Annotated in this window: 27 protein-coding genes; 16 read left to right on the plus strand and 11 right to left on the minus strand. The window is 58.3% G+C overall.

Annotation, left to right across the window (positions count from 1 at the left end; translation table 11 throughout):
- Nucleotides 1–175: 175 nt before the first annotated feature.
- Together ppa and KUV22_RS13900 are read left to right on the plus strand one after the other, a co-directional pair.
- On the plus strand, nt 176–712 hold the full coding sequence (gene ppa / locus KUV22_RS13895; protein WP_010130952.1) for an inorganic diphosphatase: 537 nt from the start codon (nt 176–178) through the stop codon (nt 710–712).
- Nucleotides 713–810: 98 nt separating this feature from the next.
- Nucleotides 811–1425 carry a DNA-3-methyladenine glycosylase I gene (locus tag KUV22_RS13900; RefSeq protein ID WP_222232081.1) on the plus strand — a complete coding sequence of 205 codons (615 nt, stop codon included), beginning with the start codon at nt 811–813 and terminating at the stop codon, nt 1423–1425.
- Here the strand turns inward: KUV22_RS13900 and KUV22_RS13905 are convergent.
- The 3 genes from KUV22_RS13905 to KUV22_RS13915 form a co-directional block, all read right to left on the minus strand.
- Nucleotides 1414–1974 (minus strand): hypothetical protein, encoded by a 561-nt coding sequence (locus KUV22_RS13905; RefSeq protein ID WP_222232082.1) that lies wholly within the window; start codon nt 1972–1974, stop codon nt 1414–1416. The two genes, KUV22_RS13900 and KUV22_RS13905, sit on opposite strands and share 12 nt — an antisense overlap.
- A gap of 132 nt (nt 1975–2106) precedes the next feature.
- Nucleotides 2107–2865 carry a serine O-acetyltransferase gene (gene cysE / locus KUV22_RS13910; protein ID WP_222232083.1) on the minus strand — a complete coding sequence of 253 codons (759 nt, stop codon included), beginning with the start codon at nt 2863–2865 and terminating at the stop codon, nt 2107–2109.
- An 81-nt stretch (nt 2866–2946) separates the two neighbouring features.
- On the minus strand, nt 2947–3675 hold the full coding sequence (locus KUV22_RS13915) for a M15 family metallopeptidase (protein ID WP_222232085.1): 729 nt from the start codon (nt 3673–3675) through the stop codon (nt 2947–2949).
- 441 nt (nt 3676–4116) lie between these two features.
- Between KUV22_RS13915 and KUV22_RS13920 the strand changes: the two genes are divergently transcribed.
- From KUV22_RS13920 to KUV22_RS13935, 4 genes are all read left to right on the plus strand, one after another.
- Complete coding sequence (locus KUV22_RS13920; protein WP_077406042.1) at nt 4117–4401, plus strand: TfoX/Sxy family protein; 285 nt, start codon at nt 4117–4119, stop codon at nt 4399–4401.
- A 214-nt stretch (nt 4402–4615) separates the two neighbouring features.
- Nucleotides 4616–5503, plus strand: coding sequence for a protease HtpX (gene htpX, locus KUV22_RS13925; RefSeq protein ID WP_222232086.1), 888 nt, complete (start codon nt 4616–4618; stop codon nt 5501–5503).
- Nucleotides 5504–5593: 90 nt separating this feature from the next.
- Nucleotides 5594–6655 carry a S1C family serine protease gene (locus KUV22_RS13930; protein ID WP_222232088.1) on the plus strand — a complete coding sequence of 354 codons (1062 nt, stop codon included), beginning with the start codon at nt 5594–5596 and terminating at the stop codon, nt 6653–6655.
- Between the two features lie 251 nt (nt 6656–6906).
- Nucleotides 6907–7251, plus strand: coding sequence for a Rieske (2Fe-2S) protein (locus tag KUV22_RS13935; RefSeq protein WP_222232091.1), 345 nt, complete (start codon nt 6907–6909; stop codon nt 7249–7251).
- On the opposite strand, the gene sfsA is transcribed toward KUV22_RS13935, so the two are convergent.
- Entirely contained in the window at nt 7252–7959 is a 708-nt protein-coding gene (sfsA, locus tag KUV22_RS13940) for a DNA/RNA nuclease SfsA (protein ID WP_222232093.1), read from the minus strand.
- Nucleotides 7960–8258: 299 nt separating this feature from the next.
- On the opposite strand from sfsA, the gene dksA reads away from it, so the two are divergent.
- From dksA to KUV22_RS13990, 10 genes are all read left to right on the plus strand, one after another.
- The gene (gene dksA, locus KUV22_RS13945; protein ID WP_010130962.1) at nt 8259–8696 is read left to right on the plus strand and encodes an RNA polymerase-binding protein DksA; all 438 of its coding nucleotides are present in this window, start codon (nt 8259–8261) and stop codon (nt 8694–8696) included.
- A gap of 67 nt (nt 8697–8763) precedes the next feature.
- The gene (gluQRS, locus tag KUV22_RS13950; protein ID WP_315857559.1) at nt 8764–9645 is read left to right on the plus strand and encodes a tRNA glutamyl-Q(34) synthetase GluQRS; all 882 of its coding nucleotides are present in this window, start codon (nt 8764–8766) and stop codon (nt 9643–9645) included.
- Between the two features lie 131 nt (nt 9646–9776).
- On the plus strand, nt 9777–9953 hold the full coding sequence (locus KUV22_RS13955; protein ID WP_010130964.1) for a hypothetical protein: 177 nt from the start codon (nt 9777–9779) through the stop codon (nt 9951–9953).
- A complete protein-coding gene (locus tag KUV22_RS13960; protein ID WP_222232095.1) occupies nt 9943–12915 on the plus strand; it encodes an ATP-binding protein in 2973 nt (990 codons plus the stop codon). The genes KUV22_RS13955 and KUV22_RS13960 overlap by 11 nt, the downstream gene beginning before the upstream one ends.
- Nucleotides 12916–13080: 165 nt before the next feature.
- Nucleotides 13081–14475, plus strand: coding sequence for a sigma-54-dependent transcriptional regulator (locus KUV22_RS13965; RefSeq protein WP_222232097.1), 1395 nt, complete (start codon nt 13081–13083; stop codon nt 14473–14475).
- Between the two features lie 947 nt (nt 14476–15422).
- Complete coding sequence (gene pcnB, locus KUV22_RS13970) at nt 15423–16898, plus strand: polynucleotide adenylyltransferase PcnB (protein WP_222232099.1); 1476 nt, start codon at nt 15423–15425, stop codon at nt 16896–16898.
- 13 nt (nt 16899–16911) lie between these two features.
- Nucleotides 16912–17388 carry a 2-amino-4-hydroxy-6-hydroxymethyldihydropteridine diphosphokinase gene (gene folK, locus KUV22_RS13975; protein WP_222232100.1) on the plus strand — a complete coding sequence of 159 codons (477 nt, stop codon included), beginning with the start codon at nt 16912–16914 and terminating at the stop codon, nt 17386–17388.
- A gap of 27 nt (nt 17389–17415) precedes the next feature.
- A complete protein-coding gene (locus KUV22_RS13980) occupies nt 17416–18135 on the plus strand; it encodes a deoxynucleoside kinase (protein ID WP_224870897.1) in 720 nt (239 codons plus the stop codon).
- A gap of 68 nt (nt 18136–18203) precedes the next feature.
- Complete coding sequence (panB, locus tag KUV22_RS13985; RefSeq protein WP_222232102.1) at nt 18204–19019, plus strand: 3-methyl-2-oxobutanoate hydroxymethyltransferase; 816 nt, start codon at nt 18204–18206, stop codon at nt 19017–19019.
- 53 nt (nt 19020–19072) lie between these two features.
- Nucleotides 19073–19888, plus strand: coding sequence for an acyl-CoA thioesterase (locus KUV22_RS13990; RefSeq protein ID WP_222232103.1), 816 nt, complete (start codon nt 19073–19075; stop codon nt 19886–19888).
- A 27-nt stretch (nt 19889–19915) separates the two neighbouring features.
- Here KUV22_RS13990 and KUV22_RS13995 read toward each other — a convergent pair whose 3' ends face one another.
- The 7 genes from KUV22_RS13995 to KUV22_RS14025 form a co-directional block, all read right to left on the minus strand.
- Nucleotides 19916–20884 (minus strand): zinc transporter ZntB, encoded by a 969-nt coding sequence (locus tag KUV22_RS13995; protein ID WP_222232104.1) that lies wholly within the window; start codon nt 20882–20884, stop codon nt 19916–19918.
- Between the two features lie 14 nt (nt 20885–20898).
- Nucleotides 20899–21762 carry a D-hexose-6-phosphate mutarotase gene (locus tag KUV22_RS14000; protein WP_222232105.1) on the minus strand — a complete coding sequence of 288 codons (864 nt, stop codon included), beginning with the start codon at nt 21760–21762 and terminating at the stop codon, nt 20899–20901.
- 85 nt (nt 21763–21847) lie between these two features.
- Nucleotides 21848–22681 carry an MBL fold metallo-hydrolase gene (locus KUV22_RS14005; protein WP_222232106.1) on the minus strand — a complete coding sequence of 278 codons (834 nt, stop codon included), beginning with the start codon at nt 22679–22681 and terminating at the stop codon, nt 21848–21850.
- Between the two features lie 16 nt (nt 22682–22697).
- Nucleotides 22698–23861: an outer membrane protein assembly factor BamC gene (gene bamC / locus KUV22_RS14010; protein WP_222232107.1), complete on the minus strand. Its 1164-nt coding sequence runs from the start codon at nt 23859–23861 to the stop codon at nt 22698–22700.
- 101 nt (nt 23862–23962) lie between these two features.
- Complete coding sequence (gene dapA, locus KUV22_RS14015) at nt 23963–24838, minus strand: 4-hydroxy-tetrahydrodipicolinate synthase (RefSeq protein ID WP_222232108.1); 876 nt, start codon at nt 24836–24838, stop codon at nt 23963–23965.
- A gap of 137 nt (nt 24839–24975) precedes the next feature.
- The gene (lpxL, locus tag KUV22_RS14020; protein WP_222232109.1) at nt 24976–25932 is read right to left on the minus strand and encodes an LpxL/LpxP family Kdo(2)-lipid IV(A) lauroyl/palmitoleoyl acyltransferase; all 957 of its coding nucleotides are present in this window, start codon (nt 25930–25932) and stop codon (nt 24976–24978) included.
- A gap of 222 nt (nt 25933–26154) precedes the next feature.
- Nucleotides 26155–26388: a DUF2789 family protein gene (locus tag KUV22_RS14025; RefSeq protein WP_222232111.1), complete on the minus strand. Its 234-nt coding sequence runs from the start codon at nt 26386–26388 to the stop codon at nt 26155–26157.
- Nucleotides 26389–26588: the final 200 nt, after the last annotated feature.

Raw genomic sequence — 26588 nt, forward strand, 5'->3', positions numbered from 1 at the left:
CTGGCTGCGGGCGGAATCTCGCCTACAGCATAGTCAACACATGAGGACTAAGGTCGCAGAACACCGTACTGCAGGGCGACTATGTAAGTGCCCGCTCAGGGTATATAATCCGCGCTCCTAAAATTAACCCACCCATTTGATTATTTTTTAGTCAGGACCACCAACAGGACTAGCAATGAGCTTCGACAAGGTTTCCCCAGGTAAAGAGCTGCCCAACGATATCAACGTAATCATCGAGATCCCGGCCAACCACGATCCGATCAAATACGAAGTCGACAAGGACGCAGACGCGGTATTCGTAGACCGTTTCGTAGCTACCCCGATGTTCTACCCGGCCAACTACGGCTACGTGCCTCAGACCCTGTCTGAAGACGGCGACCCCCTGGACGTACTGGTTGTTGCACCTTACCCGGTAATGGTTGGTTCCGTAATCCGCTCCCGCGTGATCGGCGTGCTGAACATGACCGACGAATCCGGTGTCGACGCCAAGCTGCTGGCGGTACCGCACACCAAGCTGACCAAGCTGTACGACCACGTAAACGAAATCGGCGACCTGCCGGAGCTGCTGATCAAGCAGATCGAGCACTACTTCGAAAACTACAAGGCGCTGGAAGCTGGCAAGTGGGTGAAAGTAGACGGCTGGGCCGATGCTGACGCGGCACGCGCAGAAGTTATGGCTTCCCGCGAGCGCTACCTGAAAGAAGAAGGCTGATCCCACACTGGTGATCGTCCGATCTTTCCGAAAGCCGGCCTTGCGCCGGCTTTTTTGTGCCCGTTAAATAGGGGTAACAACGTAATTGGAGCCCGCCGATGGCAAACACAATCGCAGGACCCGATGGCAAACCGCGCTGTGGCTGGTGCGCCGCCACCGATGATTTCTTTCCCTATCACGACAACGAATGGGGGTTTCCGGTAGACGACGATCAACGCCTGTTTGAAAAAATTTGCCTAGAAGGATTCCAGTCCGGCCTGAGCTGGCGAACGATTCTCGCCAAGCGGGAAAATTTTCGCGCTGCCTTCAAGCAATTCGATTTCAACAAGGTGGCGAAGTTTGCCGAAAAAGATGTGGAACGACTGCTTCAGGATGCAGGCATTGTTCGGCACCGCGGCAAAATCGAAGCGGTGATCAACAATGCCCAGCGAGCCAAAGAGATGGTACGCGAGGAGGGGTCGCTTGCCGCCTACTTTTGGGGGTTCGAACCTGAGGAGATCCCGGGCGCAATTCCGCAGAGTGTATCCACATCGGAAGTTTCCAAGACCATCTCAAAAGACCTGAAAAAGCGCGGTTGGAAATTCGTGGGGCCCACTACCGTCTACGCGTTTATGCAAGCCATGGGGCTGATCAATGATCACGCCACAGATTGTGTAACGCGCAAGGCCGTAGATAAGGCCAGAAAGCAATTTAAACGGCCATCAATCCGGTAGTTTGAACGAGGCCTTGCCGGTGACATGCCCGCCCAGCTTCCAGTCAGGCACCTTCACCTGAACTGGCGGCGGCGCTTGCTGTTCACTCGCCTCGACCAAATTGCCAACCGCGGGCTTCAGGCTCAGATGACTGACGGGCACCTGCACCGGCTCCACCGTGGTCCGCTCATGTTCCTTCAGCAGGTTGCCTTCCATGGGCGCAAGAGATAGCGCACCTTCAGCTTGCGCCACTGGGGCAGACTTCGCCGCCGGCGCCGGTGCGGCCGGGGTTTCCTCCATCGGGCGCGGCGCCGGCACGGCTTCCGCTTCGGGAGCGGCTTCGTTTTTAACCGAAGACTGCGCACCCTGGCGCGCCAGGGTGGCCTGTAACTGCTCCGCCTGCGCCAGGTTCAGACCTTTCTTAATCGCCAGAGGGCGACCACTGAACAACTTATCTACAGTCTCTGGACCCGCCTTGAACAAACGCGCCATATTGGCTTTCACATCGGCGGCGGTGTAACCGGGTTCAAGGTCGCCGCGGAAAATCACGCTGTAAGTGGATTCGCTCATAACACTGTCTCGATAGTGGCGCCGCGTTAAATCGGCATGCGTACTTTTTATTTTTGTCGGTGTCTGTTCTAGTTGTTCGCTCTTGGCACCAGCACCCTACGTTGGCGTATCTGGCGGCAGAATTCAATGGGTTTAGTCGTCGGAATCCAGGGTCTGATCCATGGTGTAGGCCGGGGTAGCCGCACATTTGCCGGCCACAATACGCGCGGGCACACCCGCGACCGTCGAGTGATTCGGGACGTCACGCAGCACCAGGCTGCCCGCTGCGATCTTAACACCCTCCCCTATCCGCACCGGGCCCAATACCTTGGCACCGGCACCGATCATCACACCGCGACCGATTTTCGGATGGCGATCGCCACCACCACTGCCACTGCCACCCAGGGTCACCGAATGCAGAATAGAAACGTCGTCTTCCACGATGGTGGTTTCCCCCACCACCAGACCGGTTGCGTGGTCGATCATGATGCCGCAGCCAAAATGCGCCGCCGGATGAATATCCGTGGCGAACTGCTCGGAGACCTGGCTTTGAAAATACAACGCCAGCGTGCGGCGTCCCTTGCTCCACAACCAGTGGGCAATACGATGGGACTGCAAGGCGTGAAAGCCCTTGAAATAAAGGAACGGCATTATGTATTGATCGCAGGCGGGATCGCGGTCGTACCAGGCACAGATATCTGCCTGCATGCTGAGAGAAATCGCCGGATCATCTGCCAGGGCAGCCGCAATGACTTCCTGCAAGGCGGTCGCGGTCAAAGCGGCATGGTCGAGCACTGAAGCGAGCTGATAGGCAAGCGCACTGTCGATAGAGTCATGGCGCAGCACGGTATTATGAAAATAACTGGCCAGCACCGGCTCACCGGAAGCGGACGCGGCAGCCTCCGCCCGCATGGCGGCCCAAATATCCCGTTGTTTCAGTTCAGTGACGGTAATAACACAAACTCCTGTACCGGTGCCTAGCACGCAAGTGCTTTATAACCTGTTGATATTCGCTGGGTATGCGGACTCTGGCACCGCAATAAAGCGCGCATATATCTGCGGCATTTGCTCACAAACGAGTTTACTTAATGCCAGCGACTGATCTTGCGGGCAACTATTCACCTGCTCAACCAGCGCCTGCTCACTCAGCAGATCCTGAAACTCTCGTGCGCGCGGCGCATAACTCAGGTGCCAGCGCTCTGGCGCCACTCCTCCGCGGTCTTCACTGTAGGGGCGAAACAGCCCATAACTTTCACCGGCCGCAATACGTGCATCCAGCCAGCCGTGGAAGGGACCAAACATCCCTTCGTCCGCAACCTCTTCCGAGGTCAACTGCACCTTATATCCCTCTGGCAATGCCGACGCATCAATCACGTCGAAATCGGTACCCCAGTGATGGCGCGATGCACCGGGCAGGGCAGACCAGCGCAATATAGCGAATAGAATATCCTCAGGCGACATTCCCGCCACATCCATAGGCCTGCCCAGACTATCCAATACTGGGCGCACTCCCTCGGCCTTCGCATTCCAGATACGGCGCTGACGCTCAAAGTCACGAAAGCCGGATACCACCTTCGGTTCAAAGCCTGCGTCCCGTGCATCCCGACGCAGCTGATCAAATGCCACCAGCGCCTCAGGATGCATCAATTGTCCGGAGATCGGCTCGAGTATCACGTGTGCATCGGTGCGCCCGAAAACCATGTCTCGTATCAATTTGTGCATGGCAAAGTTTTCTCCTCAAAGCCCCCGGGCATCAGCTCTAATACTACATCTGGCCGAGCCAAACAGAACAAAAGATCTGCAAAACAGTTATTTGCGAACTAGTCTTTTTCTGCAACGGGCAAAAAGCCGCGCGATGCTATTGAAGCAAGATACTACCTGACGAAATACCATCAATGGCTAAGCGGCTCGGCAAATTTGTGATTTCCACACGTTTTGCCAGCTCCGGCATGGAGTCTGCCAGAGATGCCTATCCCTCGCCCACACGCAGTCTAGGGGCACGGTTTGGCCTTTTATTATTTTGTGCTATGTTGGGCGGCCGTTGTATTCGACTCGGGATTGGGTCGAATCTGGTAGCCATCGGGAGACCGCCCGAAGAAGTGCGACGAATGATGCGCCGCGATAATGGCTACCGCACTGTCTAACAGTTCAGGGAAGAATGTTATGCACCCAAGTCAGTCAGAGTTGTTAAAACTGAAAAACCTGGGCCTTGCCTCCGTCAATATTCTGCACTCCATCGGCATTCGCACTCAGGATGACCTCCATCGCGTGGGTCCCGCTGAAGCATTTGCCAGTATCCGTGGCCGCGGTATCAACGCCTCTCGTGTACTACTTTACGCGCTACAGGGCGCCCTGCTCGATGTTCACTGGAACGAACTCGACCCGGACCTCAAGGCCAACCTGGTGACCGAAGCCGAGCAAATACTGGCGCGCAAAGATCGCGCCTGACCTACCCTCCACGGGCTTCAACACAACACCTCTCTCTTGAAAACCGGCCTGGCCCATCGGCAAGTCGCAGACTTGCAATTGGCGCTCACCGACCCTATCTAATCCTCGGATTAACTTCGAAACAGGCCGCCCCAACGCACGCTGGAACCAGCCGGTGGGGGCTGTGCTCTAACCTTATTATTATTCGATCTATTTTCACCCTGCGGAGAACACAATGCTGCGAATAGGGCTCTTCCTGCTCACCAACCTGGCTGTCATGGTATTGGTCGGCATCATCTTTAACCTGTTCGGGATTCAGGGCATTCTCGACGCCAATGGCGTCAATCTGAACCTACCCGGATTGCTAACGATGTGTGCCATCTTCGGTATTGGCGGCTCATTGATCTCACTGCTGCTGTCAAAAACCATCGCACGCAGGACAACTCGCACCCAGATCATCGAACAGCCGCAAACCGCCGACGAACGCTGGTTGGTGGAGACCGTGCGCGAGCTGTCGCAGAAAGCGGGTATCGACATGCCGGACGTGGGTATTTTTCCCATGCCACAGGCCAACGCCTTTGCCACCGGCTGGAATCGCAACAGCGCTCTGGTAGCGGTGAGCGCCGGATTGCTGCAACGCTTTAATCGCGACGAAGCGCGCGCGGTGATTGGCCACGAGATCGGCCACGTCGCCAACGGCGACATGATCACGCTGGCTTTGATCCAGGGGGTGGTAAACACCTTTGTTATGTTCTTTGCGCGCCTCGTGGGCTTCTTTGTGGACCGCGTCGTGATGCGCAATGAGCAGGGGCTCGGTATCGGCTACTACATCACCTCCATTGTGATGGATATCGTGTTTGGCTTCTTTGCCATGATGGTCGTCGCCTGGTTCAGCCGCCGCCGCGAATACCGTGCCGATGAGGCCGGAGCGCATCTGGCAAGCCCGCAGGCGATGATCGCTGCCCTGGCGCGGATCAAGGCGGAATCGGAAGCCGGTCGCGAGGAACCGCTGCCCGCCAACATGAAGGCCTTCGGTATCTACGGCAACAGCATGGCCGCGCTGATGGCAAGCCACCCCCCTCTTGAGGATCGGATCCTGGCGCTGCAAAATTCTGCTCGTTAACCGCAAGTATTGGCGAGGAGCCCCACCCGGGACTCCTCGTCACTCTACCCTGCGGTACCCACTTTTTTGACGCAGGAAACCCGCTCAGCCATGCGCCTGATCAGATTCTTTTCTCGACTGTTTCTCACTACCCTGCTGGCCATCCTTGCCTTCGCGGCCAACGCAGAATCCCGCCCCCCGCAATTTGCCACCGACGACGAAACCAACACCATGCAGGTGTTCAATTTCGCCAGTCCCTCGGTGGTGTACGTCACCAATGAAGCACTGGTGCGCGACCGCTGGAGCCTGCGCCTGCACACCGTGCCGAAAGGCGCCGGCAGTGGCTTTATCTGGGACGAACACGGCCATGTGGTGACCAACTTTCACGTAATCGAAAAAGCCCGCAAGATCACCATTACCCTGCAGGACCGCAGCGAGTGGCCGGCGCAGCTGGTCGGATCGGCACCGGAGAAAGATCTGGCGGTATTGAAAATCAATGCGCCACGGGAACGGCTCAAGCCACTGGTACCGGGCGAATCCTCCAGCCTCTCGGTGGGGCGCAAGGTACTGGCTATCGGCAACCCCTTTGGCCTGGATACCACCCTGACTACCGGTGTGGTGAGTGCACTGGGGCGTGAAATCGATGCCGCAGGCAACCGCACCATTCGCAACGTGATCCAGACCGACGCGGCGATTAATCCCGGCAACTCCGGCGGTCCTCTGCTCGATAGCAGCGGACGGCTTATCGGGGTGAATACTGCAATTTACAGCCCCAGTGGCGCCAGTGTGGGTATCGGTTTTGCGATTCCGGTGGATACGGTGAAAAAAATTGTTCCGGAGTTGATCGCCCACGGCCGCCTGGTGCGGCCGATTCTGGGGATTGAATCGGCCCCGGACCAGTGGGCGAACCGTTACGATTTTGAGGGCGTGGCGGTTCTGCGCACCGCACCGGGCTTGCCCGCCGAGAAAGCCGGGCTGCGCGGCGTCTACCGCGGCAGTCGCGGTGGCTGGCAACTGGGTGATGTGATTGTGGGTATCGATGGTCGACCGATCAGCAATTACGACGACCTGATGAATGTACTGGAAGACCGCCGTCCCGGGGACCGGGTACAGGTGGACTATCTGCGCGACGGGGAGGCGTACCAGACCTCGCTGGTACTCGCTGCACCCTAACGCATATGTAATTTAACTTCGCCCGCTACTTAAGTGGCGGCGCCGCTACCGGGGTGCGCTTGTGAGACACGAGCTAGGCGCCCCCCCTCAACCCATCCCTGGGGGCTCTTCGAAAAAGTCCCTTTTTTCGAAGGTCTCACCAGGCGCACCCCGGTATCGACACCTTCGCCCCAGACTTTAAGTAGTAGCTCGAGCCAATAATTCGTTAAACTGCCCGCCGAACCATTTTTACTACAGCGCTGTAATTTTCCATGCAAAAACATTTCCTCTGCGGCTACGAAGACCTCAACGAAGGTGATTCCAAAGGCTTTTCCCTGGGCGACAAAAGCGCGGGCATGGACAATGTATTTGCGGTGAAAAAAGACGGCGAAGTGTATGCGTATAAAAATGTCTGCCCCCATCGGGGTATCAACCTGGAGTGGCAGCCGGATCAATTCTTGGATTCAGAAAAAGCCCTGATCCAATGCGCTTCCCATGGCGCCCTGTTCGAGATACGCACCGGCGAATGTATTGCCGGCCCGTGTGCGGGCGACGCGCTGACGCCAGTGCCTGTCGAGTACGCGCAGGATGGGCTCTACGTGTTGCTGGCAGACTAACTACTGCGCAGGTAGAAACGGCACCGACTCGATCAGGCAGATTTCTTCTGCATCGAGCTTGGCGCGGTAAGCGATCACTTCCACACCACTCTTTAACGCCTGCGCCAGGGCCTCGGCATAGGCCGGGTCGATGTCGGCTGCGGCTTCCACCGTGGCAATCTGGTCGTGCTGCACGCAGTAAAACAGCACCGCGCGTACGCCGGATTGGGCGAGTTTTTCCAGTTCACGCAGGTGCTTGGTGCCACGGGTACTCACCGCATCGGGAAACATGCCGCGCGCGCCTTCGGCGAGGGTGACGTTTTTTACTTCGACGTAACAGGCGCCCGCGTCCCCTTCCAGCAGAATATCGATTCGACTGTTTTCTTCACCGTACTTCACTTCGCGGCGCAGGGCGTCGTAACCCTGCAGTTCAACGACAACGCCTGTACTTATCGCCTCTTCCACCAGGTGATTTGCGCGGCCGGTGTTCACACCGGCTTTCGCGCCCTCGGGCGTGGTGGTGATCTCCAGGGTGTGACGATACTTGCGCTTGGGATTACCGGAATCGGAATACCAGCAGGGGGTGTTTTCCTCCCAGCAGTTCTTCATTGATCCAGTGTTGGGGCAATGAATGGTCATAATTTCGCCATCCGGCAGGGCAACATCCGCCAAAAATCGTTTGTAGCGGCGCAGGAGTTTTCCCTCGATCAAGGCAGGGCTCAGTTTCACGTGGTCTTCTCAATAAATCGTTTAAAAATCCAACACAAGTTGATGTAAACGCCAACTTGTCGAAAAAATGGCCGCCAGAATACACCAATCAAGTCACCCTTTGTGGGAGGATCATCGCTAGAGGGCAGCTCCGACAACATTTTGTGGCGCAGTCGTGTGAGATTTGATAGTTTCCTCGCCTTGGCTGCCGCCGCAGCCGTTGGATACAGCCTGCGGTCTAGGCTTCGCGCCTGCTAGGCTTGAATTTGGTTGTAGTGCCCCTATAAAGAAGGGCCCGTATTACGAGAGAGGCAATGACTATGCCCAATACTGCTGCGAAATCCGATTCTCTGCACGGCTTTGAGCCCTATCAGGAACAGAAGGGCGAGGAGTACATGAATGAGAAGCAGCAGGAGCATTTCCGCAAACTGCTGCTGGCCTGGAAAGCCGAACTGATGGCAGAGGTGGATCGCACCGTAACGCACATGAAGGATGAGGCTGCCAACTTCCCGGACCCGGCCGATCGCGCCAGCCAGGAAGAAGAGTTCAGTCTGGAACTGCGCACCCGCGACCGCGAGCGCAAGCTGATCAAGAAAATCGACTCCACTCTGGAACTGATTGATCAGGAAGACTATGGCTTCTGTGAAGCCTGTGGTGTCGAGATCGGCATCCGCCGCCTGGAAGCCCGTCCAACCGCAACCCTGTGTGTGGACTGCAAAACCCTGGCGGAGATCAAAGAGAAGCAAATCTCCGGTTGATCCCGCTCTCTGGGCGGCTGCACCCAGCGCCGCCCGGAATCTTCCTCTCACACTGAATACTGCACCAGTGTCCTTGCTTCCAGATTCTTCGTCCTCTTCCGAGCGCTACGTAGGCCGCTTCGCGCCCTCGCCCACCGGCCCACTGCATTTTGGCTCTTTGGTATGTGCCCTCGGCAGCTATTTGGATGCCATTGCCCATGGCGGCCACTGGTTGATCCGCATGGAGGACCTGGACCCACCGCGGGAAATGCCCGGTGCGGCGGAACGCATTCTGCACTCGCTGCATGCCCACGGCCTGCACAGCCATTCGCCAGTGGTGTGGCAAAGCAAGCGCCACGACCTGTATCGGCAGGCACTGCAGCAGCTTCGCGCACAGGATCAGATCTACCCCTGCTCGTGCACGCGCGAGCAGGTACGCAGGGCCGGCGGTCACACCAAAGCCAATTGCGTCGGCGAGTCCGGGCCGCACTCCCTGCGCTTTCGATGTGCCGGTGCCCGCGAGGGGTTTGCCGATATCTGGCAAGGCACACAGCAGCAAGCCATTGATGAGGACACGATTCTCAAGCGTAAAGATGGTCTCTACGCCTACCAACTGGCAGTGGTGGTCGACGATATCGCCCAGGGGGTAAACCATGTGGTACGCGGCGCGGACCTGCTGGACTGCACGGGAATCCAGCGATGCCTGTTCCGCGCGCTGGGTGCCGAACCGCCGCAGTTTGGGCACTTGCCGCTGGTGATGAACGAAGCCGGACAGAAACTGAGCAAGCAGAATCACGCCGCCCCGCTGGACGACAACAAAGCCGCCTCAAACCTGATTCAGGCACTGGGATTTCTCGGTCTGCGCCCCCCGCAAGATCTCGATGCGAACACCCCGGCGCATATCCTTGCCTGGGCCAGCGCCCACTGGCAGCGCAAGGCGGTCGATCGCCACAATCGCCTGCTCGACTAATTCGCCAACCGCTACTCCGTTAAACAGTTGAACTGTGCCCCGGCGGCGCATTAACATTTCGCGCCAGTTTCCCCGTGTTCTAATTCCCCGTGTTCAAGCTGCTTCACCACAGGGACCCCAACAGGCTTCCAATGAGCAACCGCACCCTGTTAATCCTGCTGGTACTGGTGGGCTACGTATTCAGCCCCACCGTATTCACCTGGATGATCAACCCCTCCGGCGCCTGGTATCGCCCGTTTATTCTCTGGTTCGTGCTGATTCTGCTGGCCATTTTTATTCAGCGGAGGCGCAAACCCGATGACCTTTGACATCGTCAATATTGCGCTGATTGGCGTCGCCTATATTTTCGCGCTGTTCTTTGTGGCCTTCGCCACCTCCAAGGGCTGGCTGTCCAGCAGTTGGGTGCGCCACCCCTTCTTCTATGTGATGTCCCTTGGGGTCTCGCTCAGTGCCTGGACCTATTACGGCATCATCGATCTCGCCTGGCAGCACGGCTATGGGGTACTCGCCTATTACCTGGGTACCGGTGCCATGTTCCTGTTTGCGCCATTTGCGCTGGAACCCCTGGCGCGGCTGGCACAGCGCTACCAGCTGACCTCACCCGCCGATTTGCTGGTGTTTCGCTATCACAGCCGCGAAGCGGGCACCCTCGCTACCCTGTTTATGTTGCTGGGGCTGCTACCGCTGATCGCCCTGCAGATTCAGGCAGTGGCAGAAACCCTGGCACTGCTGTCCCGAGACAATGTGGCGGCGATGGCACTGCCCGACAGTGGCGTCACCAGTAAAGATCTCATCGCGTTCCTTTACTGTGTGTTGCTGGCGGTATTTACCAGCACCTACGGCGCCTCGCGCAAACGCCGCGCAGGCCTCGCCAGTGCCATGGCGTTGGAATCCGTGGTCAAACTGGTCGCCCTGCTCGCGGTTGGCCTCTATGCGGTGTACGGCGTGTTCGGCAGCCTCGGCGACCTGGACAACTGGCTCGCACAAAACAGCGATATGCAGCAGCTGCTGTACTCGCCAATCAAACAGGGCTCCTCCCACACCCTGCTGCTGGTGTTTATCGCCACCGCAGTGGCCATGCCACATATTTTCTATCTGAGTATCGCGGACCGACCTCCCACCGAAGGGTTGCGCACCGCCAGCTGGGGCTTCCCGCTGTTCATGCTGCTGATGGCGCTGCCAATCTTCCCGATCATGTGGGCGGGCTTCGCGCTGGATGTTACGGAACCCGTGCAGTACTTCACCCTCGCAGTGCCCCGCGCCAGCGGCTCCGCGCTGCTGACCATTCTCGCCTTTATCGGCGGCCTGTCTGCAGCCACCGGCGCCCTGATCATGATCACCCTGGCACTGGCCACTATGGTGATGAATCACTGGCTGCTGCCCGGCACGCGCTGGCAATCCGACGACAACATGTACCGCCAGCTGCTGTGGCTGCGCCGGGCACTGGTGGCGGCGCTGTTTCTCGCCGGCTTCGCGTTTTACCTGTTGTTGAACAACCGCCTGTCGCTATCGGACCTCGCGATCATTGCGTTTATCGCCTCCCTGCAGTTTTTGCCGGGGATCTTCGCGGTTATCCACTGGCCGCAGGGCAATCGGCGCGGATTTATCGGCGGGCTGCTGGCGGGCATGCTGGTGTGGGCCGGCGGGCTACTGCTGCCGGCAATGGTGGGTAACAGCGGTATTCGCATTGGTGACTTCCACATACCGCTGGGGATGGAGATCTGGCCACAGATCACCACCCTGACTCTGTCGGTAAATATGCTGCTGTTTGTGGGCCTCTCCATCTTCACGCGCACCTCCAGCCTCGAGCGCTATGCCGCCGACCTGTGTAGTGACGATTCCATCAGTCAGGCGCTGCGCCTGGAACTGGATGTGCAATCCGCGGCGGAATTCCGCCTGCGTCTGTCCGAAAGCCTCGGCGCGGCCACCGCGAGTCAGGAAGTGAGCCGTGCATTGCGCCAGCTCAACCTGTCGGAAGAGGAGCGGCGGCCCTATGCGCTGCGCCAGCTGCGCGACCGCCTGGAAGCCAACCTCTCCGGCTTGCTGGGGCGTGTACTGGCGGGCCAGATTCTCGACCGGCACGTGCCATTTGTTACCAGCGACCAGCCTGCAAACAAAGACATCAACCTGATCGAGACCCGTCTCAGCCGCTATAAAAACCAGCTCACTGGCCTGGCCGCGGAGCTGAACAACCTGCGCCTCTATCACCGACAAATGCTGGAAGAGCTGCCCATGGCGGCCTGCTCCCTGGGGCGCGACGGCGAGATACTGCTGTGGAACTACGCCATGACGGAGCTCACCGGAATCAGTGCCAGCGAGGTAATCGGTTCCAAGCCAGAGTACCTGCCGGAGCCATGGCGCAGCGAGCTGACGGAATTTGCCCGTTCCACCGATGACAGCCGTTTCAAACAGCAGGTAGATATCGATGGCACCAGCCACTGGTTGAACCTACACAAAACACGACTCAAGCAGCGCGCCGGAAAATACGGCCGCGAGAACACCCGTCGCGACAACCGCAGTGACGGGCAAATGTTGCTGGTGGAAGACATCACGGAAACACAGGTGCTGGAGCAGGAACTGATGCACAGCGAACGCCTGGCATCGGTTGGTCGCCTCGCCGCCGGGGTTGCCCACGAAGTCGGAAACCCGGTCACCGGTATCGCCTGCCTCGCACAGAATCTGCAGTACGAGTCGGAGAACCCGGAGGTACTGGAAACGGCAGACCAGATCCTCAGCCAGACCCAGCGCATCAGCCGCATCGTCCACTCGCTGGTGAGCTTCTCCCACAGCGGTAATCAGGACAGCGAAAAAGCGCCGGTGGACCTGCGCGCCTGCGTGGAAGAGGCGGTACAGCTGCTATCGCTGCAGCGGGACAAGACCGAGGTCACCTTCGCCAATGAGGTGCCCGCCGACCTGATTGCGCTCGGCGACAACCAGCGTCTGATTCAGGTGTTTATCAACCTGCTGAGTAACGCGCGTGATGCCAGCCCCGATGGCGGCCATATCGAAGTCACCGGCTACACCCGTGCCGGGCAGGCCTGTGTCGCAGTGACCGACAATGGTCCGGGGATCTCACCGGCACACCGGGAGCGGATTCTCGAGCCCTTCTTCACCACCAAGGAACCCGGCGAAGGTACCGGTCTTGGCCTGGCGATGGTGTACAGCATTGTGGAAGAGCATGGCGGGCAACTGGAACTGGTCAGTCCGGCCCATCCGGAAACCGGGCGCGGTGCGCAATTTATTGTGCAGATCCCACTGGCCGAACTCTGAGTCACCCCCGAAAGATGGCTGACTGGTGGGTTTATGACCAATCTGTTACCTGCAGACATAAAAATCAGGGTGATTTTTGATCACAAACAGGCAGCTGGGTTGCATCGAAACGCTCAAAAGGTAAAACTTAGCGTCCCCTGAACACTTTGTAACCAGGCGTAACACATGAGCCACATTCTGATCGTAGAAGATGAAGCCATTATCCGCACGGCTCTGCGCAAGCTGCTGGAGCGGCACCGCTACAAGATCAGTGAAGCCGGCTCGGTACGTGAGGCCACCACAAAATACCGCCTCGCGGATATGGACCTCATTATTTCCGACCTGCGCCTGCCCGGTGCACCCGGCACAGACCTGCTCAAGCTGGCCGGCGATGTGCCGGTGCTGATCATGACCAGCTACGCCAGCCTGCGCTCTGCGGTTGACTCCATGCGTATGGGCGCCGCCGACTATATCGCCAAACCCTTCGACCACGATGAAATGCTCGCCACCGTGCGCCGGGTCATCGGCAAGGCGGAACAGAATCGTGCGGCGGGTGCCGCAGCAGCGGACAGCAAAGCGGAAGGCCGCGCCATATCTGGCATGATCGGTGACAGCCCGGTAATGCGCGACCTCTATGCACGTATCCACAAGGTGGCTCCTACCGACGCCACCGTACTGGTGCACGGTGAGACCGGTACCGGTAAAGAACTGGTAGCCCGGGCGATTCACGAAGAGAGCAAGCGCAACGGCAAACCCCTGATCTCGGTGAATTGTGCCGCCATTCCGGAAACCCTGATCGAAGCGGAGCTCTTTGGTCACGAGAAAGGCGCGTTTACCGGCGCGCAAACCGCGCGCGAGGGTCTAATCGCTGCTGCCGATGGCGGCACCCTGTTCCTCGATGAGATTGGCGAATTGCCCCTGGAAGCGCAGGCACGACTGCTGCGGGTGCTGCAGGAAGGTGAGGTGCGCCCCATCGGCGCCATTGAGTCACGCAAGGTCAACGTGCGCCTGGTCGCGGCAACCCACCGGAACCTGCGCCAGCTGGCAGCAGAACACAAATTCCGGGAAGACTTGTATTACCGTATCAACGTGGTCCAGATGACCCTTCCGCCTCTGCGTGAGCGCGGCAAGGACGTACTGACCATTGCCGAGAACCTGCTGGAAAAATTCTGCGCCAAGGTCAATCGCTCAATCCTGCGACTGTCACCGGAAGCGATTCAGGCGATCACTACCTACACCTGGCCCGGTAACGTGCGCGAGCTGGAGAACGCAATTCAGCGCGCAGTGATTCTCACCGAAGACAACGTCGAGATTGACCACCGCACTCTGGACATCGATCTGGATCTGGTACCGATCGAAGAAGCGGACCCCGAGCGGCGTCCACGCACCAGTCTGCGCGCCGACCCGCGCGAAGACCTGTCATTGGAAGATTACTTCGCCCGTTTCGTTCTGGAACATCAGGAAACCATGAGTGAAACCGAGCTGGCCAAAAAGCTGGGTGTGAGTCGCAAGTGCCTGTGGGAGCGCCGCCAGAAGCTCGGCATCCCGCGCAAAAAGGCCAAACGCCTCGCCGAAGCCTGAGCATCTTCCCCCCAAGTAAACAAAAAAGCCCGTGCACACCAGCACGGGCTTTTTTGTTACCCCGTCGCAAGAATCAAAAACACGTTAACTTTCAATAAGTTGGAGGTGACTTGCGTGCTCGCGCCCCAACTGGGAAGCCGCACAGAGTGGGGGCGAATTGGTAACAGGTGAAAGTGTTACCCAGTTCCGCCCCCAAGTAACAACCACCGCACTATGCGTAACGGAAAGCTGTATTTCAGCGCCACAAAAAAGTTCCTTAAAAACTTAACCCTTTGATTTTAAAGGATTTTTTAAAGTTGGCACGCTATCTGCTTTGTATAGGCCAAACAACAAGAACAGCCAAGAATAATAATAAATGACTGTTAAAGCCCTAATAACAACTGACAATAAGCGGGCGCAACACAATAAAAATAATAACGGGAAGATCGACAATAAAAGCCAAAGTGATCGAATCCGGAGCAAAATTTGAGCAATAAAAACAATAAAGCTCGCAATAACAATAAAAATAAACAAAAAGTAATAAGAAACAATAATAAAAATAAACAATAAGAATAAAGACGAATAACAAGAACAATAACTTGTAGAAGACAACAAAAATAACGACAAGCACGTGACAAACTGACTGATTGTGCCTGGGAGAGGGTTTGCTGAATAGCAAATTGATAGCGCAAGGAAGCCGCTGCCTTCATACCGAATAAGAATAATTTCTTTCTTTTCTTTATTTCACTCGATGCACTTTGATGCTGGACCCCATTGGATTGGGCCCGGCAGCTGTGCATTGTGCTGTATGTGTTAGAATCCGCCTCCAAACCGTCTTCCGGACCAGTAGCCGCCGGAGCAACCCCGGTTTATCTAGAGTACTTTTAAGCAACCGCTTCAGAGAAAGTACACCGATACAGATACAGCCGCCCCTGCATCAGTGGGCTGCGGACAAAACAGATAGCCGTATGTTCAATACCCTGATCAGCCGTATCAAGCGCTGGCACGACAAGTCGAAGTCCGCCGAAGGTGATTCCACAGCGGAATCCAGCCGGCCAGACACCACCCCATCACGCGGCCCTCGCCCACCCAGCCCCGGGCGCAAGAAATCCAAACGCTCCAACAATACCCGCACCGTGGTTCCCCGCGGCGATCATTGCCTGTCTCGGCGCGACGTAAGCCGCGCGGCACTGACGGTAATGAAACGCCTGCAGGAAGCCGGATTTGAGGCCTATATCGTCGGCGGTGGTGTACGCGACCTGCTGCTGGGCGGCCACCCCAAGGACTTTGACGTCGCCACCGATGCCACCCCGGAGCAGGCCAAGCAGCTGTTTCGCGGGGCGCGCATTGTCGGGCGCCGCTTCCGTATCCTCCACGCCCGCATCGGCCGTGAAGTGATCGAGGTAACCACCTTCCGCGGCCATCACAGTGATGGTGAGGCCCACGAGGCGCAACAGTCCGAACACGGCATGCTGCTGCGGGACAATGTCTACGGCGATCTGGAGAGCGATGCAGTACGCAGGGACTTCACCGTCAACGCGCTCTACTACACCACCAACGGTTTCGAAATTCACGACTACACCGGCGGTATTCAGGACATCGAGCAACGGCTGATCCGCATGATCGGCGACCCAGAAACCCGCTATAAAGAAGACCCGGTGCGCATGCTGCGCGCGGTGCGCTTTGCCGCCAAGCTGGGTTTCGACATTGAACCCGGCACAGCTGCGCCGCTGCACAAACTGGCTCCGCTGCTGCGTAACATTGCCCCGGCCCGCCTGTTCGATGAAGTCCTCAAGCTGTTGATGAGCGGCAATGGCGAGCGCACCTTCGAACTGCTGCGCGAATACGAGTTATGGCCGCACCTGTTCCCCGACAACGCGCGCATGCTCGATAACCCGGAAGCCCTGGCGCTCACCCGCCAAGCCCTGCGCAATACCGATACCCGCATCCGTTCCGACCAACGTGTCACGCCCGCGTTCCTTTACGCAGCGCTGCTGTGGCCCGCGGTCAACAGCGAACAGAAGTTCCTGACTGAAAAAGGCATTCCTCCGGTGCCGGCCCTGGCGCAGGCCGCGCAAAAAATTACCAGTGCACAACTGGTACACACGGCGATTCCCAAGCGTTTCTCCATGCCCATGCGGGAAATCTGGGACATGCAATCCCGCCTGCCGCGCCGCGGTGGCGAACGTGCGTTCCGCCTGATGGAGCACCCGCGTTTCCGCGCCGCGTACGACTTCCTGTTACTGCGCGAAGACAGCGGCGAGATCCCTTCCGGGCTGGGCCAATGGTGGACAGAGTTCCAGCAACAGGACGAAGAGCAGCGCTTGCAAATGGTTCGTGACGTTCCCAGAAACGGGCCGCGCGGCAGCAAAAGCCGTGGCCGTCGCAACCGCGGTGGTCGCCGCAACCGCACCAACAAGGGCGGCGAACGCCCGTCAAATTGAGCGGACTTCACAAGTGACTCGCTGTTATATTGGCCTCGGCAGCAACCTCGCGGACCCCGCCGGGCAGCTGCGTAGTGCACTGAACGCCATGGCCGAAATCGCGCACACCCGGTTGATCGAGAGCTCTCCGTTTTATACCAGCGCGCCGGTAGGCCCCGGAGAGCAGCCAGATTATGTGAACGCCGTAGCGGCGCTGGATACCGATCTAAGCGCGGAAGCGTTATTGGATGCACTGCAAGCCATTGAGAATGCGCACGGTCGTGAACGCACGGTGCGTTGGGGAGCGCGGACCCTGGACCTGGATGTGTTGCTGTTTGGCAACCACACCCTGGCGACCGACCGCCTGAGCGTACCGCATCCGCGCATTCCAGAACGAAATTTTGTGCTGGTTCCACTGGCCGATGTGGCTCCGGATCTCGTGATGCCCGACGGCACACCACTGCATGCCCTGCTTGACCAGTGTCCAGCCAACCGGTTACACCGACTGTAACCGGGGAACCTAAAAGGAGTAACCTCGGTGAGTAATTTTCCCGCGTCCGACGCCCCCTCTTCCGACGATTACCGTGCCGAAAACCTTTCCCACGAGATCGATTTGAACGGTCGGGACTTGCCGCGCTTTATTGCGGTAGAGGGCAATATCGGTGTGGGTAAAACCACCCTGGCAAAGCGCCTGGCGGCCACGTTCAATTACGATACCCTGCTGGAGCTGCCGGAAGACAACCCCTTCCTCGAGCGGTTCTACCGCGACCCCAAAAGCGCGGCCCTGCCGACACAGTTGCACTTTTTGCTGCAACGCTCGCAGCAAATCCAGGCCCTGCGCCAGGACGATATGTTCAAACCGGTGCGGGTAGCAGATTTCCTGATCGAGAAAGACCAGCTGTTTGCCGAGGTCACCCTCGACAGCGACGAACTGCAGCTCTACCGCCAGGTATACCAGCACCTCACCCTCGAAGCTCCGAAACCCGACCTGGTGATCTACCTGCAGGCGCCGCTGAATGTATTGCAGGAGCGTATTCACAAGCGCGGTATCAGCGCAGAGCGCAGCATCAGTAACGAGTACCTGAGCACCCTCAACGAGGCGTACACCAAGTTCTTCCACTACTACGACCAGGCACCGCTGCTCATCGTCAACTGCGCGGAAATCGACATCGTCGACCAGCAAGAAGACTATCAACAGCTGGTGGAATACCTGCTGAACGTAAAAAGCGGCCGGCATTACTACAATCCAGGCAAGTAACCCAGCCAAGCCTCCACAGTACCATTAGAGAAGTCCGGGCCTATGCGCCCGCAAAGCGAGAACACAACATGCCCTACGGATCCCAAGAGCTGAGCAAGCCCGTTACGGTACAAACGCTGCGCAAAATGAAGGCCGACGGTGAAAAGTTTATCTGTGTCGCCCTCTACGACGCCCCCATGGCGGCGATGGCGCAAAAAACGGGCGTCGAAACCCTGCTGATTGGCGACTCGCTTGGCATGACCGTATTGGGATACGACAGCACTATCCCGGTCACCATGGAGCAGATGATCTATCACGTGGAGGCGGTGGCGCGGGGCAACAAGAAGTCCCTGATCATGGGCGACCTGCCCTTTATGACCTACGCCACACCGGAGCAGGCACTGACCAATGCCACGCGCATCATGCAGGCCGGTGCCCATATGGTGAAGATTGAGGGCGGCGCCTGGCTCGCACCGACGGTCAAAATGCTCACCGAGCGCGGTATCCCGGTGTGTGCCCACCTTGGGCTTACCCCGCAATCGGTACACAAGCTGGGCGGTTTCCGTGTACAGGGCCGCGACGACGACCGCGCCGGTGAGATTCTCGATGACGCAGTACAACTGGACGAGGCTGGAGCAGACCTGCTGGTGCTCGAGTGTGTCCCCACGGAACTCGGCAAACGCATTACCGAAACCGTCACCATGCCCACCATCGGAATCGGCGCCGGTCCCCATACCGATGCCCAGGTACTGGTGATCAACGACATTCTCGGCCTAACGGAAAAGCCACCAAAATTCTCCAAGAACTTCCTAGTGGAAGCCGGCGACATCCCCGGTGCGCTACGCAAGTACGCGGAAGATGTGAAGAATGGCATTTTCCCGGACACGGACCACAGTTTTAGTTAAGGCTCACACACCGGCTGGCGACCGGTACCACGAGAAATCACAGGAAAAGTAGTATGGATTTCGAGACCACATTGAATGTCGCGCGCCGCGATGCGCCAGCGCAGATTCCGGCAGGCTGGAGCCAGGGACGAGCAACCTTTGGCGGCATGGTGGCCGCGGTTCTGTACCAACCACTGGAATCTGCATTGGAACAAGCGTGTGGTGATACCGCACCGCAAACGCACCTTCGCTCATTGACGTTCTCTTTCGTGGCACCGGCAGCCGCAGGCGCGCTGGACACATCGGTACGCGTGCTGCGCGCCGGACGCTCCGCGGTACAAATGGAAGCCCATGCGTCGCAGGGCGAACAGGTGACCACCGCTGTACTGGCGAGCTTTGGCAAGCCCCGCGAGTCCGCGGTTTCTGTCGGCACCGGCGCTGCACCGGAATTCCCGGCGCCAGAGGCCTGCGAAGCCCTGCCCTACATCGAAGGGCTGGTCCCAGAGTTTTCGCAACACTTTGATTACCGGCTGGGCGAAGGCGCCATGCCATTTACCGGCAGCGATGAAGGGCGCATCGGTGGCTGGATCCGTTTCAAAAGTGAAAATAGCGGCCCGGTCAGCACGGGGCACCTGCTGGCACTGATCGACGCCTGGCCACCGGCTGTGCTTTCACTGGTCACCACCCTGTCCCCCGCCAGCACTTTGACCTGGACCGTGGAACTTATGCCCGCTGCCCACGACCTCGAGGCAAACTGCAACGACTGGTGGCAGTACCTGGCGGAAGTAGAGCAGGCGGAAGACGGCTATGCGGTGATTGGCGCACGCCTGTGGGATGCGCGCGGTCGCCTGATTGCGCTGTCGCGACAGACGGTAACAATCTTCGGCTGATTGCGGGCCAGGATTCGTCAGCAACGTTTACAGCCATTTTCTCCAGCGAAATGCCACCAGCTGCAACACAACAGTGACAACCAGCAGCACGCTGAAAATAATAAACGCTTGGGGGTTTTCCGAACCGGGAATCCCCCCGACATTAACCCCCAGTAACCCGGTAAAGAAGCTCAGCGGTAAAAAAACCGCAGCAATAATCGACAGTAAATACATCCGGTTGTTGAGCTGCTCAGAGATGCGGCTGGCCAATTCCTCCTGGGTGACAGCCGCACGATCGCGGATCTCATCAATATCCTCGATATGCCGCAACAAACGATCGCTGACTTCACGCAGCTGCATTTGATCCCGCTTACTTATCCACGGCCGCCTCTCCGCCATAAGATGGGTCAGCGCGTCACGTTGCGGAGTGAGGTAGCGACGCAGGGTAATGGTTTGCTTGCGCAAAACGGCGAGATCTGACCTCAAGTCGGCACTATCGCCGGCGACAACCCGATCTTCCAGCCCATCCATCGCATCTTCAAAGCTGTCCACCGTGTGCCCCATGTGCCACACCAGCAGTCCCGCTAATTCGAACAGCACTCCCGCACTCGTCGTTGGGCCACGGCCGCGCTCCAGTTGCTCTCGCAGGTCTCTGACTGCAAGCAGCGGTCGCTTGCGGGTGGTGATAATTCTCGACTCTTCGACCCACAGGCGCAGCGACACCAGGTCTTCCTGCTCAGATTCGGGATCAAGATTGACGCCGCGCAAGGCTATCAGCAGTCCATCGCCAACGGCTGTGCTTCGCGGCCGCGTCTCTTCCGTCAACAGGGCCGCAGCCACCAGGGGATCGAGTTGGGCGGTATCTGATACCCACGACTGCGCCTGTGCGTCGGAATAATCCAAATGCACCCACAGGCTGCCCTGAGCAGGCTTCCAGGCATCAACTTCAGCCCAGGTTAGATTGCGGGCACCGCCCTTACCGTCCAGAAGGTATGCGTGAATCAATCCGTTGTTCATCAGCACCTCTTGGTTTAGCGGGTGAGCTCCAGACGGGCGCCCGCTGTCTCACCCGCTGCAAGCTGCCAGCTATTCGCAAAAGCGTTGCCGTGTTCCACACAGACAAACCCCGTGTAATGCGGACCGACGTCGGCCATTGTGGCAGCGAGCTCTGCACCTGGGTTCCAGGTAATGACGGTGTGGCAGTTTTCACTGCGGGTATGAATTGGATTCGGGGTCAAGATAGTCTGCTCGGCGGGCGCCTGCTCAAAGACACGGTCAATCTCACCGGAAAAGTTCAGATTCCCCTCGAGAAGGTCGCGGGAAAAGCCCGTGGTCTTATCCAGATATTCAACCCCGGACAATCCCTCTACCTGCACGGTATTGACGTCATCCACAGCGAAATAGCTGTGTAGCGCCCAACTGTATTCCGCGGCAACCTCAGCGGTATTGGTCAGCTCAAGGTCGAACGTCAACGCCTCGCCCAGGCCAATAGTAAGCGAACAGTGGAAACTCGGCGCAAAGACTTCGTCGCCTGGGTGAGAAAAAGACAGCCGCAACAACACACGACCATCCTCCTGTTGCTCGCTGCTATCCAGCGTCCAGGACTGGCCACGCACTAATCCATGCTTGGGTTTCGAGGGATCTGCGCGGTTTTCTCCAAACCACGGCAGGCACACGGGCACGCCACCGCGCACGGCGCTACCGGGCGCAAACCCCGCAGCCGGGCTCAGCCATAACAGCGGCGCGCGATCACGCGCGGTAAATTCGAGAACCTGGGCGCCTTGCACCGCAATCACCGCCCGGCATAACGCGGTTTCCACCAGCAACAGGTCCAGACCGGGTTTGCCGTAAAGCGCACCGCTATCGGTATAACTCAGGTAATTGGTTGCAACCACAGGGAAACTCCATCTTCAGTTTGTTGCTGGCAAATTATTGCGGGACAAGCGCGACGGGGAATGCGCAGAATCTTGGCCGGGAGCCTTAGTCTATCGTCTCCGCAGGGGCGTTTGCTATTTGCACGCCATCCCGCGGTGGCGATGCAATATCGGTCGAGCTGATCTGAAGCCAGTCGAAGCCTTCCTGCTGGCAGGCAAAAATGCAGTTAGCCGCGCTGGCGGCAGCATCAGACAGGGCCGCACGCGCGAGATCGAGGCTGTTGTTCTTTTCGCTGATATGCGCCACAACGAGGTGCTGCAGGTGGTCGCTGCCGACCCGCTGTAGAAAACCTGCCGCCTGTTGATTGCTCAGGTGGCCGTAGGCACCGCCCACGCGACGCTTCAACGAGGGCGGATATGGGCCCTGCGCCAGCATTTGTGGGTCATGATTGGCTTCCAGTACCAGCGCATCGCAGTCGCCAAAGTGGGACTCTACATGGGGGGTAATGGTGCCCAAGTCGGTAAGTAGACCGAGACTGCTGCCACGGCTGCGAAACACAAACTGTGCGGCCTCGCGAGCATCGTGGGGGACGGCCACCGGGGTGACCTGAATATCCCCGATCACGAATGGCTGGTGCCCTTCGATCAGGTGAACCTGCGGCAAGGTACCGATATCCCGCGCGCGCAGGGTGCCCGGCGTCAGATATACCGGCAGGCGGTACTTGCGCGCAAGTGGGCCGACGCCGCCCATATGGTCGCTGTGTTCGTGGGTTACAAGAATTGCGGAGAGGTCCGCGGGAGAGACACCGAGCCGCGCCATGCGCCGCTCGGTTTCCTTGATGGTGAAACCGCAGTCCACCAACAGGCAGTGATCACCACAGGCGACCAGAGTGCCATTGCCCTTACTACCACTACCCAGGGAGGCAAATCGGATCGCCATGTCGTTACAGTTTCCGTCAGATCAGGTTCTGGCGGATCGCCATCAGCAGCTCGGAGGCTCTGGCGCGGGACAGCGGTTTGCCACGGGTAGAGCGCACGCGCACCTGCACGGATTCACCCACCTGACGCATCACCACCAGGTATCCGGGGATATCTGACGCCGGCGCACCGCCAACGCCGGGGATGCCGGCAAACAATTGTGCGCTCGGATCAACATTCGCCAGTACCTGCTCCAGACTGTAGCCATCGGCAGCCTGCGCAATCTTGTCTTCCCCTCTGCCGGAACGCCAGCTGGAGAACCATCCTTCATCTTCCTCGGAAAGCTCGCGGTCCGGGTCGAAGGTGACGTAGTAAACGCCCTGATCCGCATCTTCTTTATGCAGGCGATAGGCGCCGGTATTCAGCGCGTGGGCAACGGTGGCACGCGCACGATTCATTGCCAGATCAAGCGCCACAAACGGCTCCTGACCGGCAGGCTCCATCACCTGTACCTTGACCTTGCCACCACCAACGGCCTGCGCCACGAGGGAGGCGGAGGTGCCGGCGGCATCGGTGGCCAGCGCGGTGGACATCTCGTCGATCATCCAGCCTTCACGCTCCGCACTGCTGGATTGGGCCGGCCAGGTAACCGCCTCACTGGCCGGGGCAGACATTGGCGCGGACAGGTGACGCACATGAATTTCCGTGGTGTCCGGTTGCACTCCGGACTCGACCTGCAAACGGTACTTGTCTTTGGTTTCCGGGCTTTCGCCAAAGGTCAGCCAGGTGGTTTCCATGGTGCCAGAACCCGCGTCGGACATCGCCAGCTGCAGGCCGGTGGTACGCAGGAAGTAATGCAGTTGCGGCCAGACTTCATCCGGCGGCTGATTCACCAGCACCCAGCGACGGCTGCCCAGCTTTTGAATTTTCACCCGATCCAGGCCCACGTTCACATTCAGAGCCTGGGGACGCGGAACAACGAATTCTCCCCGCTCCACATCACCGGCAATGGTCGGCACTTCGTAAAGCTCTTCCTGGGGCTTCTCGGTAATGCCGGCGGGCATGCGCAGGGGTGGCAGGCTGTTGGCCATTTGGTAGTCGTCTCCGCGGTCGCGGAAATACCCATCATTGCCGAAAATACCACAGCCACTGAGAGTAGAAACCACAGCGCACAGCAGCGCTCCGGTGGTCAATTTTGTCATTATTCGTACCTTGTCGAATCAGTCGCGATCGCGTTTTATCCAGTTACGCTGGCCTTGCGTAAATCCGATGTCTCGGGTCTCAGCCAACCGTCTTGTCGCTGTCAGAGCACACCCGCACTGCGCAGCGCGTCGCGCACTACACCGTGATGCTCGGCGGACAGCTCGGTCAAAGGCAGACGGATTCCGCTATCGATACGGCCCATTTCTTTCAAAGCCCATTTAACCGGTATGGGGTTGGACTCCACAAACAGCGTTTTGTGCAATTGTTCGATACGTTGATTGATTGCGCGGGCGGTTTCGGCGTCTCCAGCCAGGGCAGCCTCACACATTTGCGCGACTGCGGCAGGAGCAACGTTAGCGGTAACACTGATGTTGCCGTGACCACCCATCAAAATCAGTTCCGCTGCGGTGGCATCGTCACCAGAGTAGACAGCAAAGTCTTCCGGTACCAGATCAATTACCGCGCGAGCCCGCTCCAGGTCGCCAGTCGCTTCTTTGATACCCACGATATTGGCTACCGAGCTCAGGCGTGCAACGGTTTCCGGCAGCATATCTACCGCAGTACGCCCGGGCACATTGTAGAGAATCTGGGGAATGTTGACGGCCTTCGCCACTGCCTTGAAGTGCAGGTACAGGCCTTCCTGAGTGGGCTTGTTGTAGTAAGGTGTCACCAGCAGGCAGGCATCGGCACCACATTTTGCCGCGGTGGCGGTCAGCTCGATGGCTTCGGTGGTGGAGTTGGCGCCAGTACCCGCGATCACCGGAATGCGCCCGGCAACCTGATCCACGACCCGGCGAATGACTTCCAGATGCTCGTGTACATCGAGAGTTGCAGACTCGCCTGTGGTTCCTACGGCCACCAGGGCACGGGTGCCCTGCTCTATGTGCCACTCCACCAAGTCGTGCAGTTTGTCCCAATCCAGGCTGCCGTCTGCATACATGGGTGTGGCGAGCGCCACCATACTGCCGGAAATCATTGCAACTCCTTCTCTAACCGGCCGCGAGCCGGTTAATACCACCAAAAATAGAATGCGGTATGTTACTTAGCGGGCAGGTTGGATGCCAGCGCAAAAAAGTCATCCACTGGAACAGAGGCCGACACCGCTAAAACTGGTTATTTTTTGCGCTTTTTGCGCCGTTTTTTGCGCGGCGGGTAGAAGCTTTCCTCACCCTCGGGGCGGGTTTTGAAGCGACGGTGCACCCACATGTACTGCGAGGGGTTTTCGCGCATGCGGGCCTCCACGAACTCATTCACCAGCACCGCGTCCTGGTACTCATCACCGGAGGGTATCTCGTCAATGGCCGGGAAGACCTTGACGTGATAGATACCTTTATCCTCCAGGCGCGTCACCGTATAGGGTACGACCTTGGCGCGGCCAACCCGGGCAAATCGGGAAGTACCGGTTACCGTTGCCGCCGGGACGCCGAACAGCGGCGCAAACACGCCCTGCTTGATGCCGTAGTCCTGGTCCGGCGCATACCAGACCGCGCGACCGCGTTGCAGGGCACGCAACATGCCGCGCACGTCCTTGCGCTGCAGTACATTGGAATCTTCGTTGTGACGCTCGCGGCCTTTGCGCTGCATATAGTCATACACCGGGTTCTTGTGTGGCCGGTACATGCCATCCACCGAATGGCTCATGCTCATAAAGGCCGCGCCCATCTCCAAGGTGGTGAAGTGCATGGCCATCAACACCACGCCCTGCCCCTGACTCTGCGGTTCCTGCAGGTGCTCCAGGCCTTCAATGGTGAAGCGGCGGCGCAGCCAGCGCGGAGAGCGGAACCAGGCCATGCCCGCTTCCATCAGCGCAATACCGTTGGAGGCAAAGTTGCGCCGCAGCAGCTGCTCGCGCTCGGCTGGGGAGAGTTCTGGAAAACACAGGGCTAAATTGCGCTCGGCAATCTGGCGGCGGTCATCGGCAAAGCGCAGCATCAGGCTACCAAGGGTGCGCCCCATGGCGATTTGCCAGCGATAAGGCAGTTGGGCGACCAGATACCAGATTCCAAAGAGGGTCCAGGTGAACCAGTAACGCGGGTGCAGCAGGGCGGCGCGAAAATGGGGTTTTTCCATAAAACGGGTAATTACGATCAGGGAATGGAGTCCCGGCCACCGCAGCGGCAGGAAGAATGCGGCGCATTATAGCTCCGCACCCTGCCAGCGGATATACCCGTTGAACGAACCCTTCTGTTGAGTCACAAAATGGAGTTCGTGGAAACCAAACCAGTCCCAAACACGCTAAGCACCCCGAGCGGAGCCATTAGAGAGATTAGGGAAGGTAAAGTGCCAGACCGCTCAGTGACGCAACATAGCGTCGAGCTCGTCGACCACCTCGCACCAGTCGCTGTCCTCATTCAGCGCGTCACTCAAGAACTTGCGCTGGCTATCACTCCAGAAGGTGGCCAGGGTGAGCTTTTCTTCTCCCGCTAGTTGGTGACTATTGAGGAAGTCCTCAATCGCGTCATTGTCGGACCCCAGCCCCAGTTGGGCAAAGAGGTCGCTCAGAGTGTGGTGCCCTCTCATATCCATGGTGTTCTCCTGCTGATTTATGTGGCCTGCCCTGAGTATAGGCGCGGGCACACGGCACCCAATCTATCCTCATCGGCAACTCTGCAGGAACGGCACCAAAAACTAAAAAAATGGAAATTTACGCCAAAATATTTCGAATTATGCGCCAGTAGAGAGATAGCCATCACACTTCCATCATCACCAGATTCGACCCGGTCCGC

It is taken from the genome of Microbulbifer agarilyticus (assembly GCF_019800665.1).
In the GTDB taxonomy this organism is placed as follows: domain Bacteria; phylum Pseudomonadota; class Gammaproteobacteria; order Pseudomonadales; family Cellvibrionaceae; genus Microbulbifer; species Microbulbifer agarilyticus_C.

Bases quoted from the DNA above. Each gene is read 5' to 3' on its own strand.
- ppa (WP_010130952.1), top strand. From the start codon at position 176: ATGAGCTTCGACAAGGTTTCCCCAGGTAAAGAGCTGCCCAACGATATC.
- KUV22_RS13900 (WP_222232081.1), top strand. From the start codon at position 811: ATGGCAAACACAATCGCAGGACCCGATGGCAAACCGCGCTGTGGCTGG.
- KUV22_RS13905 (WP_222232082.1), bottom strand. From the start codon at position 1,974: ATGAGCGAATCCACTTACAGCGTGATTTTCCGCGGCGACCTTGAACCC.
- cysE (WP_222232083.1), bottom strand. From the start codon at position 2,865: ATGCGGGCGGAGGCTGCCGCGTCCGCTTCCGGTGAGCCGGTGCTGGCC.
- KUV22_RS13915 (WP_222232085.1), bottom strand. From the start codon at position 3,675: ATGCACAAATTGATACGAGACATGGTTTTCGGGCGCACCGATGCACAC.
- KUV22_RS13920 (WP_077406042.1), top strand. From the start codon at position 4,117: ATGCACCCAAGTCAGTCAGAGTTGTTAAAACTGAAAAACCTGGGCCTT.
- htpX (WP_222232086.1), top strand. From the start codon at position 4,616: ATGCTGCGAATAGGGCTCTTCCTGCTCACCAACCTGGCTGTCATGGTA.
- KUV22_RS13930 (WP_222232088.1), top strand. From the start codon at position 5,594: ATGCGCCTGATCAGATTCTTTTCTCGACTGTTTCTCACTACCCTGCTG.
- KUV22_RS13935 (WP_222232091.1), top strand. From the start codon at position 6,907: ATGCAAAAACATTTCCTCTGCGGCTACGAAGACCTCAACGAAGGTGAT.
- dksA (WP_010130962.1), top strand. From the start codon at position 8,259: ATGCCCAATACTGCTGCGAAATCCGATTCTCTGCACGGCTTTGAGCCC.
- KUV22_RS13955 (WP_010130964.1), top strand. From the start codon at position 9,777: ATGAGCAACCGCACCCTGTTAATCCTGCTGGTACTGGTGGGCTACGTA.
- KUV22_RS13960 (WP_222232095.1), top strand. From the start codon at position 9,943: ATGACCTTTGACATCGTCAATATTGCGCTGATTGGCGTCGCCTATATT.
- KUV22_RS13965 (WP_222232097.1), top strand. From the start codon at position 13,081: ATGAGCCACATTCTGATCGTAGAAGATGAAGCCATTATCCGCACGGCT.
- pcnB (WP_222232099.1), top strand. From the start codon at position 15,423: ATGTTCAATACCCTGATCAGCCGTATCAAGCGCTGGCACGACAAGTCG.
- panB (WP_222232102.1), top strand. From the start codon at position 18,204: ATGCCCTACGGATCCCAAGAGCTGAGCAAGCCCGTTACGGTACAAACG.
- KUV22_RS13990 (WP_222232103.1), top strand. From the start codon at position 19,073: ATGGATTTCGAGACCACATTGAATGTCGCGCGCCGCGATGCGCCAGCG.
- KUV22_RS13995 (WP_222232104.1), bottom strand. From the start codon at position 20,884: ATGAACAACGGATTGATTCACGCATACCTTCTGGACGGTAAGGGCGGT.
- KUV22_RS14005 (WP_222232106.1), bottom strand. From the start codon at position 22,681: ATGGCGATCCGATTTGCCTCCCTGGGTAGTGGTAGTAAGGGCAATGGC.
- bamC (WP_222232107.1), bottom strand. From the start codon at position 23,861: ATGACAAAATTGACCACCGGAGCGCTGCTGTGCGCTGTGGTTTCTACT.
- dapA (WP_222232108.1), bottom strand. From the start codon at position 24,838: ATGATTTCCGGCAGTATGGTGGCGCTCGCCACACCCATGTATGCAGAC.
- lpxL (WP_222232109.1), bottom strand. From the start codon at position 25,932: ATGGAAAAACCCCATTTTCGCGCCGCCCTGCTGCACCCGCGTTACTGG.
- KUV22_RS14025 (WP_222232111.1), bottom strand. From the start codon at position 26,388: ATGGATATGAGAGGGCACCACACTCTGAGCGACCTCTTTGCCCAACTG.